Genomic DNA, 17,159 nt, shown 5'->3' with positions numbered 1-17,159 from the left:
ACGTGGAATTCGCAGGAATCCCCGGAGCGGCCAACATAGGCCGCTAGAGGAACTCGGCCCGGCCCTCCATCGCCGAGGACGCCAGGGCGTGTTCCCGGCGCGGGATGCGGCCCGCCTGCTTCGCCAGCCTACCGGCGATGACCGCGTGTTTGAAGGCCTCGCCCATCTGCACCGGGTTCTGCGCACGGGTCACCGCGGTGGCCAGCAGCACGGCGTCGCAACCGAGCTCCATGGCGAGTGCTGCGTCGGACGCGGTGCCGATTCCGGCGTCGAGTACTACCGGGACCGAAGCGCGGGACACAATCAGCTCGATGTTGTGGGGATTCAGGATGCCCAGACCGGTGCCGATAGGCGCGCCCAAGGGCATCACCGCTGTTGCTCCGAGGTTTTCCAGTCGAAGCGCCAGCACGGGGTCGTCGTTGGTGTAGGCGAAGACCTTGAAGCCGCGGTCCACCAGCTTCTCCGTCGCATCCACCAACTCCACGGCGTCAGGCAGCAGCGTCTGTTCGTCGGCGATGACCTCGAGCTTCACCCAATCCGTTTCCAACGCCTCACGGGCAAGCTCGGCTGTCATGACAGCGTCCTTGGCGGTAAAACAGCCGGCCGTGTTGGGCAGGACACGGATGCCATGGTCCACGAGCAACTGGAACAGCGAACCTGTTTCCGTCGGCGAGTACCTCCGCATGGCGACGGTGGTGAGTTCGGTGCCGGAGGCCAGTAAGGCTGCCCCCAGGCCGTCCAGGCTCGGGGCTCCGCCGGTCCCCATGATGAGGCGCGAGCCGAACTCAACACCGTCGATCACCAGGGCGTCGGTTCGGGTGGTTGCTGCTTGAGTGCTTCCTGCGGTCATGGTTCAGCCTCCCTGTACTGCGGTAACGATTTCGAGTTCGTCGCCCTCTGCGAGCGCGGTGGCAGCCCACTGGCTGCGCGGCACCACTTCGGAATTGCGTGCGACGGCGACGCCGATCTTGCGTCCGTCGGCCGCCTGGCCTCTGGAGTCCACAACCCTTCCGGTGATGTGGCTGACGAGGGTGGTCACGGACGCGTCGTCGCTCAACGTGTGGTCTGCGCCGTTCAATTTGATGTTCATGCGTGGTCCTTCGGAAGGGGATATGAGGTATCGGCCGATGGGCCGTCCGTTGAGGCCCGTGCTACTGAAAGCGGGCGGGAGAAGCGGTCCGGGCGGAATTTGTTCCACCGGGGATCGACGGCGCCATCGATGAGTCCGACGCAGATTTTCGCCGCAGCCGGGGTGAGGAGCACGCCGTGGCGGAAGAAGCCGCTGGCCACGATAAGGCCCGGCACGGTTCCTTCGCTTTCGCGACGTTCCACACGGCCCAACAGCGGTGCATTGTCCGGAGTGCCTGGACGCGCTCGGGCAGTTGCTTCCAGGAGTTCCAGTTCGGCCACGGCCGGAACCAGTACCTGGGCGTCGCGGAGCAATTGGTACACGCCGCCGGCCGACACCGGGTTGGCCGATCCCCCCGACGCCGACAAGCCGTCTTCACGTTGCGTCGCACCGATCACCACGGTCCCGTCGTCGCGGGGCACGATGTAGACGGGCACTCCGCGCACCATTCCACGGACCGTGGCGGTGACCAGGGGTTGCAGGTGGCCCGGGACGCGCAACCGCAGTATGTCGCCATACACCGGACGCAACGGGAGCGACAACCCATCCGGCAGGCCGTTCAAGCGGGCGGCATCCAGTCCGTTTGCAACCACTGTTTCCGTGGCGAGCACTTCGATTCCTGAATCCAGCACAGCCCCGACGACGCGCCCGTCCTCCCACAGGAGGCCCGCCGCGGTGTCCTGGACCGCAAAACCGCCTTCGGCCCCCGGAATCCAACTGGAATCGCCGGGCTGGTGGTCTGCCAGCGCGCCGAGAATCGCGGCCGAAAGCCGGCGCGGATCCACTTGGTGGTCGCCCGGGATGTCGAAGGCACAGGAAATCTGCGGGCTCAGCAGCGGCTCACGCTCCCGTGCCTCGCGCAACGGCACGGATTCCACCACCAGGCCGTTGGCCAGCTGGACATCCCTGAGATCGGCGAGCGCCTGGCGGTCCGCAGCGTCCGCGCCGACGGCGAGGGTCGGCGTCGTGCGGTAACCCGTGCTGCGTCCGGTGCTTGAGCCGGTCACATTGCGTTCGAAGTCCGGCCACAACGCCGACGATTCGAGCATGAGCTCCAGGAGGTCCTCTTCCTGGTAGTGCAGTTCGCTGACGGGCGCCAACATACCCGCCGCCGCGAAGGTGGCGCCGCTGGCCGGCGCGGGATCGATCAGGGCAACCGAGCGGCCGGACCTGCGGGCTTCCCACGCGATCCCGAGGCCAATGACACCGCCTCCGATCACCGCCACATCCGCGTGCAGGGGTCCGTGCTGGGTGTTTACTTCGTCCATGGGGTCCTTCCCTACGCCGGTACTAGCCGGATCAGGTCAAGCGGTCGGCGCTGAAGCCCTCTCAGCCGCGCGGCGATTGTGACTGCCGCCGCGGCTCCCGCGGTACCAGCCCAGTTTAGAGGAACTACTCTGTTTCCATGACCCAGCACGATGTCCACACCACCGCCCGCCTGTACCTCTGCACCGACGCCCGCAAGCAACAGGGTGATTTTGAGCAATTTGTCGATGCCGCATTCGAGGGCGGCGTGGACATCATCCAGCTGCGTGACAAGACAATTGAGGCGGCTGAGGAACTGGAGCTCCTGGAAATCCTGCAATCCGTGGCGCATCGTCACGGCCGTCTCTGGGCAGTCAACGACCGCGCGGACGTAGCATCCCTCTCCGGCGCACCGGTGTTCCATATCGGCCAAAAGGACATTCCGCTGCGCTCGGCCCGGAAACTGCTCCACGACCGCACTATCATCGGTCTCTCCACGCACACGCCGGAACAAATTGACGCAGCCATCGCCGCGTCACCCAGCCGCAGCGGACTGGACTACTTCTGCGTCGGGCCGGTCTGGGCCACCCCCACCAAGCCGGGACGCTCCGCCGTCGGGCTCGATCTGGTGAAGTACGCCGCCAACGCGGTGAAGCAGGCAGACGAAGAGACCGTCGGCGGTGTTGTGCTCCCCTGGTTTGCTATCGGCGGCATCGATCTCAGCAACGTGGAAGAGGTGGTGCAGGCCGGCGCAAGCCGTGTCGTTGTGGTGCGAGCCATTACCGAAGCACAGGATCCGACGGCGGCAGCCCAGGCCCTTCTGGCTGCCTTGGACGCAGCGGCGGCCTAGCGAGACGCCGGAAGATTTTGGAGTTACCCTGATTTTCGTGTCACATCAGCGGGTAGCCCCGAATGTCAGTGAAACGTCGAACCACCTCGCGGAAGCGCTGGCGGCGCTTCGGACTGAACTCGAGCTGCCCGCAGGTTATCCCATTGAAGCGCTGCGCGACGCTGAAGCCGCGGTTTCCGGACACACCCTGCCGGCGCAGGATCTCACGGACGTTCCGTTCATCACGATCGACCCGGCCTCTTCCACGGATCTCGACCAGGCCCTCTTCATTGACCGGTCCGGGGATGGTTACAGGGTTCTCTACGCCATCTCCGATGTGCCCTCCTTTGTGCCCCCGGGAGGAGCGCTCGACGCCGAGACCCGCCACCGCGGGCAAACGTACTACGCCCCGGATGGCCGCATACCGTTGCACCCCGAGATCATCAGCGAGCATGCCGGAAGCCTGCTGGCCGGCCAGACGTGCGGCGCGTTCGTGTGGGACTTCGAACTCGATGCCGAGGCGGAGTTCCGCACCGTCTCCGTCCGTCGGGCAAGCGTACGGAGCCGCGCCAAACTCAACTACAAGGGCGTGCAGGCGGAGATCGATTCCGGAACGGCTGATCCCGTCCTGGAGCTGCTCAAGGAGGTCGGGCTCAAGCGGGTGGAACTCGAACGCCGCCGCGGCGGAGCGAGCCTGAACATGCCTGAGCAGGAAATCGTCCAACTGCCCGGCGGCGAGGGGTACAGGATCGTCGCAGCTCCCTCGCTCCCGGTGGAGGACTGGAACGCCCAGATTTCGCTCCTGACCGGGATGGCCGCCGCACAGTTGATGCTCGACGGCAAAGTGGGGATCCTGCGCACCATGCCCGCTCCCGATGAGCGCTCGCTGCTCCATTTCAAACGGCAAACGGGGGCACTCGGCAAGCCCTGGACCGCGGGGACCAGCTACGGCGAGTACCTGCGCACCCTCGACGCGAAGGACCCCCGGCAACTCGCCATCCTCCATTCCGCGGGGCTGCTCTTCCGTGGTGCCGGCTACACGCCTTTCGACGGCGAGGTACCGGGCAGCGTCATGCAGTCAGCCATCGGGGCACCGTATGCCCACACCACCGCGCCGCTGCGCCGACTTGTCGATCGTTTTGTGCTGGTCATCTGCGAAGCTCTGAGCAATGGAACAGAGATCCCTGCGTGGGCCCGGGATGCTTTGCCGAGCCTGCCCGAGATCATGGCGTCTTCCGACCAGCTCGCCGCCAAAATGGAGCGCCTGGCACTGGACACCGTGGAGGCAGCACTCCTGGTCAACCACATCGGACAGGAATTCGACGCCGTGGTGATTTCCGGATCGAAACCCGCCAAGAACAACGGAAACGGCAACGGAAACAGCACCAACGGCAACAACGGTAATGGCAATGGGAACGGAGCCCCGCACGGTCCCTACGGCATCGTCCAGATCGCCGAGCCCGCGGTCACCGCTCGTTGCGACGGCGAAATGGAGTCGGGCACGAAAGTCCGCGTGAAACTGCTCGACGCGGACATTGCCACCCGCCAAATCACCTTCGAACTGCTCCCGTAGCGCGCTCCGTCCGCAGGGCCGGGGCCGCGATCCGGGGATTATCGCCCCCAGACGCTAGACTGGGTGAGTAGTAATGGATGCCCGGTCGTTGATTCAGTTAATTTTTTGACATCAACAAGCCCGCCCCTACGCGATCTTGAGATACACCAGCTGGTCCCCAGTGCCAGTATTTAGATAGCCCGCGATCGGCTTCCACTGGATTTGCTTGCGCCCATCCGTGCTCCGGAACGGCCCTGCCACAACCGTTGAGCACGCAGCGCAGCCCAAATGAATAAGGAAAACTCCACTGTGAGTGAATTGCACACCCATGAAGTTCTGACAGACGGAACCGAAACGATCGAACCCGAGGAAACCATTTCCTCGGACGAAACACCCCACGAGATCGCAGAAAAAACCTTCGCCGACTACAACGTCCGCGCCGACATCGTTGAATCCCTCGCCGACGCCGGAATCACCCACCCGTTCCCCATCCAGTCCATGACCCTCCCGGTTGCCCTGGGCGGTCACGACATCATCGGCCAGGCCAAGACCGGTACCGGAAAGACCCTCGGCTTCGGCATTCCGGCGCTGCAGCGCGTCGTCGGACCAGACGACGCCGGCCACGACAAGCTCGCTGTCCCGGGTGCACCCCAGGCCCTCGTGATTGTTCCTACCCGCGAACTCGCCGTTCAGGTGGCCAACGACCTCCAGACGGCGTCCCGGAAGCGCAACGCCCGCATCGCCACCATCTATGGCGGCCGCGCTTACGAGCCCCAGATCGAGGCCCTGCAAAAGGGCGTCGAGGTTGTTGTCGGCACGCCCGGCCGTTTGATCGACCTCTACAAGCAGAAGCATCTGAACCTCAAGAACGTTCGCATGGTGATTCTCGACGAAGCAGACGAGATGCTTGACCTCGGCTTCCTTCCGGACGTCGAGACCCTGATTGCCGGCACACCCGCCGTCCGCCAGACCCTGCTCTTCTCGGCCACCATGCCTGGCCCGGTCATCGCCATGGCGCGCCGTTACATGACGCAGCCCACGCACATCCGTGCCGCCGACCCGGACGACGAAGGCCTGACCAAGCGCGACATCCGGCAGCTCATCTACCGTGCCCACAGCATGGACAAGGTCGAGGTCGTCGCCCGCATTCTGCAGGCCCGCGGCCGCGGCCGGACCATCATCTTCACCAAGACGAAGCGCACCGCAGCCAAGGTTGCCGAGGAACTCGTGGACCGCGGCTTCGCAGCCGCCGCCATCCACGGTGACCTGGGCCAGGGCGCCCGCGAGCAGGCACTCCGCGCCTTCCGCAACAACAAGGTGGACGTCCTCGTGGCCACCGACGTCGCCGCCCGCGGCATCGACGTCGATGACGTCACGCACGTGATCAACTACCAGTGCGTCGAAGACGAAAAGATCTACTTGCACCGCGTTGGCCGCACCGGCCGCGCAGGCAACAAGGGCACGGCCGTGACGTTCGTCGATTGGGACGACATGCCGCGCTGGGGCCTGATCAACAAGGCGCTGGGCCTGAGCTATCCGGAGCCGGTGGAAACCTACTCCTCGTCGCCGCACCTTTTCGAGGAGCTGGACATCCCCGCGGGCACAAAGGGCCGCCTGCCCCGCGACAAGCGCACCCTCGCAGGCGTCGACGCCGAGGTCCTGGAAGACCTGGGCGAGACCGGCAAGAAGAACTCCCGTTCCGGCGGCGATTCCGGGCGTGGACGCACGGGACGCGACGCCGGGCGTGATGGTGGCCGTGAAGGTGCACGCCGCGGTCCCAAGTCCAGCGATGCTCCGTCCCGCGAAGGAGACGGTGAGGGCGGACGCAACCGCACCCGCCGCCGTCGTACTTCCGAAGGCGAAGCAGCCCCCGCCGAGGCAACGGCCCAGTCTGCCGAGCCGCAGTCCGCCGATGGCGCGGACAAACCTTCCCGCGCACGCCGTTCCCGCACCCGCCGCCGCAACGGCGAAGTGGTGTCCGCTTCCGGTGCATCCGGCGAGAGCACCGAGGCTTAACGGCCTCAATGACTGACATTGTTTGGGCGCCGGACGGCAGCAATCTGGTGGTTCACGCGGACAACGCGGATTTCCTCCCGACGCTGCCGGACGGCGCCTTCACACTGATTTACGTGGACCCGCCCTTCAATACGGGCCGGGTCCAGAGCCGCCAGGAAACGCGCATGGTCCGCAACGCCGACGGCGACGGCGACCGCGTCGGCTTCAAGGGCCGCTCCTATGACACCATCAAGGGCGCCCTGCACAGCTACGACGACGCCTTCAGCGACTACTGGTCCTTCCTGGAACCCCGGCTCGTGGAGGCCTGGCGACTGCTCGCCGACGACGGCACCCTGTACCTGCATCTGGACTACCGCGAAGTGCACTACGCCAAAGTCATGCTGGACTCGATCTTCGGCCGCGAGTGTTTCCTGAACGAGATCATCTGGGCCTACGACTACGGCGCACGCGCCAAGAACCGCTGGCCCACCAAGCACGACAACATCCTCGTGTACGTCAAGAACCCCGCCAAGTACCACTTCGACAACGCCGAGGTTGACCGTGAGCCGTATATGGCGCCGGGCCTCGTGACGCCGGCCAAGCGGGAACTCGGGAAGCTTCCCACGGACGTTTGGTGGCACACCATTGTCTCCCCGACGGGCAGGGAAAAGACCGGCTACCCGACGCAAAAGCCGGAAGGCCTGGTCCGGCGGATCGTCACCGCGTCCAGCCGGCCAGGAGACTGGTGCCTCGACTTCTTTGCAGGCTCTGGCACGCTCGGCTCGGTCGCGGCGAAACTCGAGCGCAGGTTCGTCTGCGTCGACCAGAACGCCCCGGCGATCGAAGTGATGCGGAAGCGCCTGGACGGCAAGGCCATTTTCTACCCCGTCTAACGGACCACCGAACTACCGGTGCCCAGTTCCTCGATGCGGGCCAGGACATCGGGGGACGTCAGGTTCTCGCCGAGCAGATTGGGTTTGCCGGTTCCGTGGTAGTCGGACGAACCGGTCATGAACAACCCGTGTTCGGCAGCCAGGCGCCGCAGGAACACACGGCCTTCCTCGGGATTGTCGCGGTGCTCCACTTCCAGGCCCAGGAGGCCGGCGTCGATCATTTCCCGATAAGTCCGTTCCCCGACCACCCGGCCGCGGGCCGAGGCCACCGGATGCGCGAAGACGGGAACACCGCCCGCCGACCGGACAAGCTCGACGGCGAGCGCCGGGTCCGGTGCGTAGTGCTGCACGAAATAGCGCGAGTGCGAAGTCAGGATCGCGGTGAACGCCTCGGAGCGGCTCGCCACCGCACCGGCCGCCACGAGGGCGTCGGCGATGTGGGGCCGGCCCACAGTGGCTCCGGGAGCGACATGATGGATGACATCGTCCCAGCTCAAGGGGTAATCCTCGGCCAAAAGCGTGACCATGCGTTTGGCGCGGGTGAGCCTCGCGTCTTTCGCTTTGGTGATTTCCTCGAGCAGGCCGGGGTGTCCGGGATCGTGGAGGTAGCTCAGGAGATGGACGCTGATCCCTTCCCGGGTGCGGCACGAGATCTCTATCCCCGGCACGAAAGCCACCCCGAATTCGAGGGCCGCGACGGAGGCCTGCTCCCATCCGTCAGTGGAATCGTGGTCGGTCAAGGCCACCACATCCAGACCCGCAGCTGATGCAGAAGCGATCACTCCCGCGGGAGCCTCGGTCCCGTCGGAAACATTGGAGTGCGCGTGCAGGTCGATCTTCACTTTCCAAGCCTATTTGATCAGGGACGGCTTGGACCGTTGCGCCGCTGGCCTAGTATCGGCCTTGATGGGACTATTGGACGGTGAACGATGCAGATAACACCCAAAACGGTGAAACCACAGCCTCCCAGCCGCTGGAGGAGCGCGTCAACAACCGCTCCCAGCGGCCCACATCCGATGCCTTCAAGGCGTTCATGGCCAGCAATTGGGCGCCAGCGCCGCAGGTGACCCCTGCACGTGACGCCGTCGCAGACCATGCCGCCACGCGTCGTCGGGCCATCTCCGACAATTTCGCGGGCCTGCGCCTCGTCGTACCGGCCGGCCCGCTCAAGGTCCGCTCGAACGATTGCGACTACCGCTTCCGCCCCCACTCCGGCTTTGCCCACCTCACGGGCTTGGGCCTGGACCACGAGCCCGATGCCGCGCTGGTCCTGGAACCCGTCGAGGAGGGAACCGGCGACGACGGCGGCAACCACCTCGCGACGCTCTACTTCCGTCCGCTCGCTGGCCGGGACACGGAACAGTTCTACGCCGACTCGCGTTCCGGTGAGTTCTGGATCGGCGCGCGTCCGACGCTCGCCGAATTCGAAGCCCGCCTCGGGCTCAGGACGGCGCACCTCGACGAACTCGAGATGGCCATCACCAAGAACGTAGGTGCCCCGGAAATCGGTGGCATCTCCATCCGTCTGGTCCGCAAAGTTGACGAGAACATCGATGCCCTCGTGGACACCGCCCGCTACAACACGGCCAAAGATCCGGAAAACCTGGACCTCGGCGAACTCGATGCCCTCGACGAACTGCTCAGCGAGGCGCTCTCCGAGTTGCGCTTGCTCAAGGACGCCTGGGAAATCGAGCAGATGAAGATCGCCGTGTCCGCGACCGTGGAGGGTTTCACCGAGGTCGTGCGCGCCCTCCCCCGCGCCATGACCCACCACCGCGGCGAACGCGTCATCGAAGGCGCTTTCTTCGCGCGTGCCCGCGAGGAAGGGAACGAGCTCGGCTACGACACCATCGCGGCCGCCGGAAACAACGCCACGGTGCTGCACTGGACCCGGAACACGGGCAAGGTCAACGCCGGGGAACTCGTGCTCCTCGACGCCGGCGTGGAGGCAGATTCCCTCTACACAGCCGACGTCACGCGGACCATTCCGGCCAACGGAAAGTTCTCGGACGTCCAGCGCAAGGTGTATGAAGCCGTCCTTGACGCCGCCGACGCCGGATTCGCCGCAGCGCAGCCGGGAGTGAAGTTCCGCGACATCCACGCCGCCGCCACCACGGTCCTCGCCGAGCGCCTTGCCGAGTGGGGCCTGCTGCCGGTCTCCGTGGAAGAGGCCATCAGTGCCGAAGGCCAGCAGCACCGCCGCTGGATGCCGCACGGTACAAGCCACCACCTTGGCCTGGACGTCCACGACTGTGCCCAGGCCAAGCGCGATCTCTACCTGGACGGCGTACTCACCGAGGGCATGGTGTTCACCATCGAGCCCGGGCTCTACTTCAAGAACGAGGACCTCGCCATTCCGGAGGAATACCGTGGAATCGGCGTCCGGATCGAGGACGACATCCTGATGACGGCAGACGGTCCCGTCAACCTCAGCGCCGCTCTCCCGCGCAATGCCGACGACGTCGAGTCCTGGATGGCGGGCATCTACCAGGACGCCGAAGCGTAACCACTTAGGCAAAACGCGAGAGGAGGGCTACCGGATATTTTTCCGGTAGCCCTCCTCTTGCTTTGGGGACGGCCCTAGTAGTGGTGGCGGGCTGCGACGATGAGCAGGTGCTCCTGTGCCACGTCCTCCTGGAGTTCAAACACGTAGACGCCGGCTGCCGTCCACTGCTGCGCCAGCACGATGCTGTGCGACGCTTTGGAGCAAGCGTGCCGCATTTGCCGGGGTTCTCAGTAGGTAGGCAGTCTCTTCCAAAGCTTCATACGCAGCGAATGAAATCAGAACGGCGCTTCCCTTCTTGGACACTATCTCAATGGCGGTGTGGTCGGCATAGACCTGCTCGATAAGGGAAATCAGATCCGCTCTGGCTCTTGAGGCGGTGATCGCCATGCCTTGCTCCTTGCCTCCTAGTGTTTGAAAAATTGTGCGGTCGCGCTATCTGGTCATGCGCTCAACAGGCACCGGCAAACATGCTGCTCCCCGTCATGAAGAGCCCAACCAAACACGTAGACGTCGGCCACCGTCCACTTAATTTCAGGTTTTTTACACTGAGATTTGCCGTTTTGACCACTGAGATTGACGAAATCCACACGGAGACGCCCCTCGGCACTTGTACCCTCCTCCTAGGCGCAGCACCGATCGACCAGCCCCTTTTTGGTGCTGTTGCCATGCCCTGAAGCGGCACTTCTCCATCTTCGAATCGGTCAAGGCAAGGAGGTGAACACACGTGGAGATGATCTCGGAAGATGTGCTGGAGGCGGGAGCCACCCTGGCCTGTAACAGCGGGTGCATGTGCACCTGATCTAGCGCTCGGTTCGTTGGTGGCGAGGCTTGTGCTCCGCCACCAACGAACCAAGTGAGATAGCAAGGATACGAACAACACTGAATTTGGGGGGACAGCGTGCGCTTGCCACTGTTCAATATTTTCGACTTTCCGAAGCACAAGAATTTCTATGAGGCGATCCATGCTGCGGGGCCAGTTGGCGCGTGGAACCTTATGAAGGAGCTAGACGCCCTCGATCGGCCCATCTACCGGGCAAGGCAACCGAACGTAGACAATTTCGAGGTCTTGAAGGCCCGGGCCCTGGATTTCATGAATGCGGTCCCTGGGCTTGATGGCTTTGACAAGGAATTGCACGCCACGAGCTTTGCTGAGTACGGGCCGAAGCTTCAGTTTGAGTCGACTTTCATCAATCTGTGGATGAAAGACCCTGAGACCCTGTTTCGGGACGTTGTGGCCGTCGATGGACGCGAGCACCTTCACGAGGCGGCATCCAGTGGCCGAGGGGTAATCGCGCTCCCGTTGCATCTGGGACCTTCATATGCTGCCATTCCCATGCTCGCCTATGAAATGCCGACAACGACGCTCTACAATCGAATGAATTTTGACGAGATCCATACAGCCTCCTTTCCTGACTTGGACTTCCGCGGGATCAAGCTCGGGAGCACATCGGCGATACGCTCTGGCCTTACGGCCTTGGGCGAGGGCCGGATCTTTTCCATGTTCCCTGAACTGGACCCTCGTGGAGTGGACGAGCACCATGCCCGAATTCCATTCTTGGGGACGACCATCATGGTTCCCACCGGTCCGATTATCCTGAGCCATGTTTCTGGTGCCCCTATGGTCCCTCTCACACTCGGTGCCATCGGCAACGGCCGCTTTCGACTCAAATACCATCCTGCTTTACCACCGCCCGTGTCACCCGATAAACGTCGCCGCTCCCTGCTGGCCGTCTGGGATGTCATTGAGTCGGAGCTTCTCGCCGGGGACGTCGGGGAATGGGAAATGTGGTTCGAATTTGACCGGATGCTCCCCCAGGTCTGGGCCATCGAGACATGACCGGCAACCTTCCCGCCATGTCCCTCAAAGGCGTTCGTCGCCACTATGACGACGGTGCCGGAAACGAGAAAGCCGCACTAGACATTGTTGAACTGGAGATCCGACCAGGTGAACTTGTTGCCGTCATTGGCCCATCTGGATCCGGCAAGTCAACCCTGCTCCAATTGGTCGGTGGAATCGATTCGCCGACTGCAGGGAGCATCGACGTAGCAGGACTCCGGGTCTCCGGGATGGACGAAAAGCAGAAGACAATCTTCCGGCGGGAGAATGTTGGATTCATTTTCCAGGCATTTCATCTTGTTCCAAGCATGACGGTGCTGGAGAACGTCGCGTTGTCATCGATCGTTTCCGGTCAAAGAGACTTTCGTTGGCGAGCAGATGCTCTGGTGCTGCTCGATCAGCTGGGACTGTTTGAATATGCCGATAGATTTCCCGATCAGTTGTCAGGCGGGCAACGTCAGCGGGTCGCCGTAGGTCGGGCGCTATTCGGGACTCCCAGTATCGTCCTCGCCGATGAACCGACGGGAAGCCTCGACTCGAGGAACAGGGATATTGTTCTCCGTCTGATTCGCGACGCGATTGGCGACGATCGTCGTACAAGCGGGCTGATGGTCACCCATGATCCATATGCTGCGAGTTATGCCGACCGGATCATTGCGCTGCGGGACGGGAAGATCATTGATCAACTTGACCTCAACGCACCACATCAGGAGGGAGATTCTCATGACGAGCGCGTTCGCTCGTGGTTTGCGGCAACTTCGCTTTGATTTTCCCCGATATGGAATCGCAGCCGTTGCGCTTGTGTTCGGCGTTGCGCTCATTTTCGGGACTCTGCTCACATCGAAAAGCATCAACGACCAGCTCTCGCAAGGGGTTGGTTCGTTATCAGGCATAGGCGACGTCGCGGTGGTGCCTGCTATTCCCGGGACCACGGCTCCCGAGAGCGCAGTGAGGGCAATAGCGGATCTCCCCGGGGTTGCGACGCCGATCCCGACTCTGGCACGGAATTCGAGCGTCCGGCCGTCGGGAACCCTTGGCGCGGGCCACCCGCTGACGGTTACGGGTTACCCCACCACGTTCAACACAGAGCTTCAACGCATGACGCTCGAGCTTAGGGGCGGGCTCCCTGCCGTAAACAAGCCCGAGGCCCTGGTTCCGGCTGACGTCGCTTCGCGCTTAGGCGTGGACGTAGACGATTCGCTGGTGGTCGCGTCGAGCGACGGGACCACGCAACTACGCGTCGTAGGCGTGTTCAATGGCAAGATTCTTGGTCCGTTGGCATACGACAACATTTTTGTCGATTTGTCCTACGCCCAGATGATATTCAACCAGCAGGGCCAAGTATCAAGAGTTGACATCCAGCTAGCGGCCGGACACTCCGCGGAACGCTGGCAGAGCGAATATTCGTCCAGCCTGCCTGCTCAGTTCAAAGTGCAGGACACTTCTGCCCTCAATTCGACCCTTGGTCCCCTCATCACGGTTGTTTCACTCGTCTTGATGATCGCCTCCTGCACCGTTCTGGGCATTTCGGTCCTCCTATCAGCGACGGCCTTCCAATCCGTCTTGAATGCCCGCCGGCTGACTTATGGTGTCATGCGAGCCGTCGGCGCCCGCGGTTCCTGGCTGGCAGCCGCGGTCTTGTGTGAGGCATTCATGCTCACGTTCGCGTGCTCAGTGGTCGGGTTGGGGCTTGGGTTTGGCGTCAGCTGGATCCTCAACCAAGGCCTATCATCGATCGGCAACATACCTCCAGCAACAGTGGCGGTCGAACTTTGGCAGGTACTGCTTGCCATCCTGAGCGGGGTCGCTGCGGGCTGCGCCGGGGCGGCTCGGGCCATAGTGAAAGTGCTACGCCAGGCCCCTCTTACCGCCATCTCGCCTGAAGTCGCAGAGCGCAGGTCCGGGCAGAGACTCCGTGCCGCCGTCGGCATCATGCTCCTCGTATTCGGAGTCGGCAGCTACTGGCTTGACTCCGTCGTCGTGAAGCTCGTTGGCTTCGTCCTATCGCTGGCCGCCGTGGGATTCCTTGCGCCGTTAATTCTCGAAGCCACCGCCAGGCTACAGATCTTCAAAGGGTGGACAGGCAAGGCTGCGGCCCAGCGTCTGCGCAAACACGCATCGCTCGACTCCACGACGGCCATCATGGGCGTTGTCGTCTGCCTGGGTGCCGCCCTTGTGATCGGAGTCGGCTCGGTAAAGAGCGCGATGATGGAGCAGATTGCTCGCCAATTCGGAGCTGACATTCAAATATCCTCCACGACGCCTATCACTGAAGAATTAACCGAACGCCTGGGGTCCATTGAAATGATCAACAGGGTTTCAGACACTGTTTGGGACCGCGGAGCATTGCAGTTCCAGGGGACCTCGAGCCAGATTGCAATCCTTGCTGTCGATCCAAACAGCTATTTCGCCATAGCTCAGCTTCCATGGCGCCGGGGAAGTGACGGGAGTGCGCCCCTTGCCCTGGAAGAGGGAGGCGCGGTCATCATTCCTGAAGCTCTCGCCGTGAGCCGCGATATTTCCTTGGGCGACACCGTCAGATTAGATCGGGCAGGCAAGACACTCTCGCTTCGCCTTGTCGGGACGTTTGCGTCCTTGGCAACAGGGAACCAAGTGGTGATGAGTCGTGACACGGCTGCCGAGCTGGGAATCACTGGATCCAACGGCTGGAATGTAGAAGCGAAGCCGGGTGTCGACGTCACAGCGCTCCGGGACCAGATCGCTGATTCAGTTGCCGACATCCCTGGGGTCTCGGTGATCACGGCCGCCAAAATGAAGGAGCGCGCAGAATCAGAGCTCGGTTCATACGCCGGAGCTGCCTTCGGCATCGTGGTGCTTGCACTCAGTCTCGGCGCGGTCGGCGCCGCCGGCCTGTTCTCAGTCGGCGTCGCTCGTCGGGAGAAAGAGTTCGGGATGCTGCGCGCGATTGGTGCCACCCACGGCGACATAACGAGGCTAGTTGCCGTTGATGCGATTTTGCTCGGAATTGCGGCGTTGGCCGGGGGCCTTCTCGTTGGTCAGTTGGCTGGGTGGGTCCTGACCCAGCTTGTCGCCGGGGCACTCGGCGTGACGCTGAGTCCTACTTTTACCGTCCTGGCATTCAGCGGAATCGCAATTGTCACCTTGACGGCGCTATGCCTTGCGGCGATAGGACCGAGCCGCAGGGCGGCTCGAATAGAGCCAGTAGCTGCCCTGAGGGCTGAGTAATGGCCGATAACGGAGGAGCGAAGAGGGGTTTCCGCCCCTTGAGATTGCGGGACAGCGTGCTGGTATTCAACCGCGATTGTCGAATGCAGTTCATTTGCACCATGGAACTCAGGGTCCTTGAATACGATGTATCCCCGTTTGTGATCGAATTGATCCCTTTGCTTGACGGGTCGAATTCCGTCGAAAGGATCGAATCGATCCTCGAAGGAAGTGCCGGGTTTACTCGCACGTCGCTTGAAAACGTCCTAGCAATCATGGAAGCCGAGCGCCTCCTTGATCTTTACCCGCAGCCGGACCACTCAGGAGAAGACCGATTCGAACGCCAAGAAAGGCTGTTTCAAGAGTTCGCATCCACGTTTGCGCTTGCTAACTCACCATCTCAACTGCAGGAGAAACTCCGTACTTCAAAAGTGGTGGTCGTGGGAGTCGGGGGAACCGGGACATGGCTTTTGCAATCTCTCGTCGCCGCAGGTATCGGCAGAATTGAGATTTTCGATCCGGACATTGTTGAACTCACAAACTTGAACCGGCAGGTCCTATATCAGCCCGGCGATCTGGGCCTGGCTAAAGTGGATGCCGCTGCCGACCGATTCAGGTCGATCAACGAGAACCTCCAGATCATCACGAACCGTCGTCGAGTAGTTGCAGCGGCTGATCTCGAATCGGCGCTGGGAGACGCGAGCCTCGTGGTCGGATGCGCGGATGAGCCGGACGTCCTCGTCATCTCAGATGTCATCGCTGAAGCCGCGACGGAAGCGCGCGTTCCCCACATCGTTGGTGGCGCGTATGGCGGAAACCTGGGCGTGCCAGGCATCAGCATCATCCCTGGACAGACAGTTTGCTGGCAGTGTATTCGTTCACAGACCATGAACGATCACAACCGCTCCGATTTCCTTCCGCTCAAGGGAAGAGCGAGGAGCGGGGGAAGCACCGCAGCCATTTCGGGCTTGGTGGCGAATCTGACAGCGTGGGAGGCCATGCGGATCCTGCTCGGGTTGCCGCTTGCCTTGTCCGGGCAGGTACGGGAACTCGACCTATTCACCTTGGACTGGCGCGTCCGAAAGCTCGCACGCCTTCCAGATTGCAGCTGTGAGGCCCTACAATAACTACTGCTTGGCCGGATCCTCACCGTTAGCGGCTTGCTCTCCGGTTCCGGGTTCGTTCACTCGCACACCGTACTGCGGACGGCCGTCGGGAAGGTCCGGGTAGCGAACGCCGGCGGTCGGCCGCGCGGCCTCGGCTGGGGTTGGGGCATCCGCAACAGGCTGGGCGGGCTCGCCGGCCGTTCCCTGTCCGGCTTCGGGTCCACGCTGGCCATAGGGGTCCTGCCAGGACGCTGGACGTTCCGGGGCCGGGCCCTGTGGTGCACTTGGATGGACCGGCGGGTTCCGGTAGTCCTGCGGCGTATATGCCTGCGGCGGCCGGCCGAAGGCTGCCTCGGAAGGATTCATCGGCAACTGGTGAAGGAGACGGCGGGCTTCGTGGGATGCCTCAAGCGCGACAATGACGTCATAGTTCGTCGCCACTACCTGGCTGGTGGAGGTGAAGTCCCGCTTCCCGCGCTGAGCAGCGTAGGTGACGATCCCGAAGAGCATGAAGAATGCCGCGCCCATGAGGACCGACGTCACAATCGAGAAGGGGCCACCGGCCGGGGTAAAGAACGAAAGCATGACGCCCACGAACAGGCCGAACCACATGCCGCTCAGGGCGCCGGACAAAGCGACCCGAGGGTAGCTGAGCCGTCCCGTTACCCGCTCCACCATTTTGAGGTCGTTTCCGACAATGGAGACATGCTGGACGGGGAACTGCTGGTCGGCCAGATAATCCACCGCCTTCTGGGCATCGAGATAGGAATTGTAAGAGCCCACGGTGTCCCCCTTGGGGACGCTGCGGGATTCCTCCGTGGCCTTAGGGGCACCGAAAATGTTCGCCATACCCCCATTCTGTCCCATACACATGTGAACCG

At 62.8% G+C, this 17,159-nt stretch carries 15 protein-coding genes, 1 pseudogene and 1 riboswitch; of the genes and pseudogenes, 9 read left to right on the top strand and 7 right to left on the bottom strand.

Features of this window, described 5'->3' with window-relative positions:
• Positions 1–43: 43 nt before the first annotated feature.
• The 3 genes from ABD742_RS05465 to thiO form a co-directional block, all read right to left on the bottom strand.
• Positions 44–850, bottom strand: a complete 807-nt coding sequence (locus ABD742_RS05465) for a thiazole synthase (protein WP_268818710.1) — start codon at positions 848–850, stop codon at positions 44–46.
• A 3-nt stretch (positions 851–853) separates the two neighbouring features.
• Positions 854–1,090 carry a sulfur carrier protein ThiS gene (gene thiS / locus ABD742_RS05460; RefSeq protein WP_234748291.1) on the bottom strand — a complete coding sequence of 79 codons (237 nt, stop codon included), beginning with the start codon at positions 1,088–1,090 and terminating at the stop codon, positions 854–856.
• The gene (thiO, locus tag ABD742_RS05455; protein ID WP_234748293.1) at positions 1,087–2,397 is read right to left on the bottom strand and encodes a glycine oxidase ThiO; all 1,311 of its coding nucleotides are present in this window, start codon (positions 2,395–2,397) and stop codon (positions 1,087–1,089) included. Before thiO ends, thiS begins: the two co-directional genes overlap by 4 nt.
• A riboswitch (TPP riboswitch) is annotated at positions 2,389–2,508 on the bottom strand. Its footprint overlaps the gene before it by 9 nt.
• Positions 2,509–2,534: 26 nt before the next feature.
• On the opposite strand from thiO, the gene thiE reads away from it, so the two are divergent.
• The 4 genes from thiE (at position 2,535) to ABD742_RS05435 (ending at position 7,643) form a co-directional block, all read left to right on the top strand.
• Positions 2,535–3,224: a thiamine phosphate synthase gene (gene thiE, locus ABD742_RS05450; protein WP_234748295.1), complete on the top strand. Its 690-nt coding sequence runs from the start codon at positions 2,535–2,537 to the stop codon at positions 3,222–3,224.
• Positions 3,225–3,261: 37 nt separating this feature from the next.
• A complete protein-coding gene (locus ABD742_RS05445) occupies positions 3,262–4,776 on the top strand; it encodes an RNB domain-containing ribonuclease (protein WP_234748297.1) in 1,515 nt (504 codons plus the stop codon).
• A gap of 288 nt (positions 4,777–5,064) precedes the next feature.
• Positions 5,065–6,771 carry a DEAD/DEAH box helicase gene (locus tag ABD742_RS05440; RefSeq protein ID WP_234748299.1) on the top strand — a complete coding sequence of 569 codons (1,707 nt, stop codon included), beginning with the start codon at positions 5,065–5,067 and terminating at the stop codon, positions 6,769–6,771.
• An 8-nt stretch (positions 6,772–6,779) separates the two neighbouring features.
• Complete coding sequence (locus ABD742_RS05435) at positions 6,780–7,643, top strand: DNA-methyltransferase (protein WP_234748300.1); 864 nt, start codon at positions 6,780–6,782, stop codon at positions 7,641–7,643.
• Here the strand turns inward: ABD742_RS05435 and ABD742_RS05430 are convergent.
• The gene (locus ABD742_RS05430) at positions 7,640–8,485 is read right to left on the bottom strand and encodes a PHP domain-containing protein (RefSeq protein WP_234748301.1); all 846 of its coding nucleotides are present in this window, start codon (positions 8,483–8,485) and stop codon (positions 7,640–7,642) included. The genes ABD742_RS05435 and ABD742_RS05430 overlap by 4 nt on opposite strands.
• Positions 8,486–8,565: 80 nt before the next feature.
• On the opposite strand from ABD742_RS05430, the gene ABD742_RS05425 reads away from it, so the two are divergent.
• Positions 8,566–10,149 carry an aminopeptidase P family protein gene (locus tag ABD742_RS05425; RefSeq protein ID WP_234748302.1) on the top strand — a complete coding sequence of 528 codons (1,584 nt, stop codon included), beginning with the start codon at positions 8,566–8,568 and terminating at the stop codon, positions 10,147–10,149.
• 74 nt (positions 10,150–10,223) lie between these two features.
• Here ABD742_RS05425 and ABD742_RS05420 read toward each other — a convergent pair whose 3' ends face one another.
• A complete protein-coding gene (locus ABD742_RS05420; protein WP_234748658.1) occupies positions 10,224–10,364 on the bottom strand; it encodes a hypothetical protein in 141 nt (46 codons plus the stop codon).
• A 22-nt stretch (positions 10,365–10,386) separates the two neighbouring features.
• Positions 10,387–10,536, bottom strand: a pseudogene (locus ABD742_RS05415) (type II toxin-antitoxin system Phd/YefM family antitoxin); the annotation flags it as partial.
• A gap of 511 nt (positions 10,537–11,047) precedes the next feature.
• On the opposite strand from ABD742_RS05415, the gene ABD742_RS05410 reads away from it, so the two are divergent.
• Genes ABD742_RS05410 through ABD742_RS05395 form a run of 4 tightly spaced genes read left to right on the top strand, consistent with a single transcriptional unit; the run spans position 11,048 to position 16,299 of the window.
• Positions 11,048–11,986 (top strand): lysophospholipid acyltransferase family protein, encoded by a 939-nt coding sequence (locus tag ABD742_RS05410; protein ID WP_234748303.1) that lies wholly within the window; start codon positions 11,048–11,050, stop codon positions 11,984–11,986.
• Entirely contained in the window at positions 11,983–12,753 is a 771-nt protein-coding gene (locus ABD742_RS05405) for an ABC transporter ATP-binding protein (protein WP_234748304.1), read from the top strand. The genes ABD742_RS05410 and ABD742_RS05405 overlap by 4 nt, the downstream gene beginning before the upstream one ends.
• Positions 12,710–15,193 carry an FtsX-like permease family protein gene (locus ABD742_RS05400; protein WP_234748305.1) on the top strand — a complete coding sequence of 828 codons (2,484 nt, stop codon included), beginning with the start codon at positions 12,710–12,712 and terminating at the stop codon, positions 15,191–15,193. Before ABD742_RS05405 ends, ABD742_RS05400 begins: the two co-directional genes overlap by 44 nt.
• A complete protein-coding gene (locus ABD742_RS05395; RefSeq protein ID WP_234748306.1) occupies positions 15,193–16,299 on the top strand; it encodes a HesA/MoeB/ThiF family protein in 1,107 nt (368 codons plus the stop codon). The genes ABD742_RS05400 and ABD742_RS05395 overlap by 1 nt, the downstream gene beginning before the upstream one ends.
• On the opposite strand, the gene ABD742_RS05390 is transcribed toward ABD742_RS05395, so the two are convergent.
• On the bottom strand, positions 16,300–17,127 hold the full coding sequence (locus ABD742_RS05390; protein ID WP_234748309.1) for a YflT domain-containing protein: 828 nt from the start codon (positions 17,125–17,127) through the stop codon (positions 16,300–16,302).
• Between the last annotated feature and the right edge of the window lie 32 nt (positions 17,128–17,159).

Source organism: Arthrobacter ramosus (assembly GCF_039535095.1).
GTDB lineage: Bacteria > Actinomycetota > Actinomycetes > Actinomycetales > Micrococcaceae > Arthrobacter > Arthrobacter ramosus.
The sequence above is the reverse complement of the archived record's forward strand: the minus strand, read 5'-3'. Positions and strand labels throughout refer to the sequence as shown.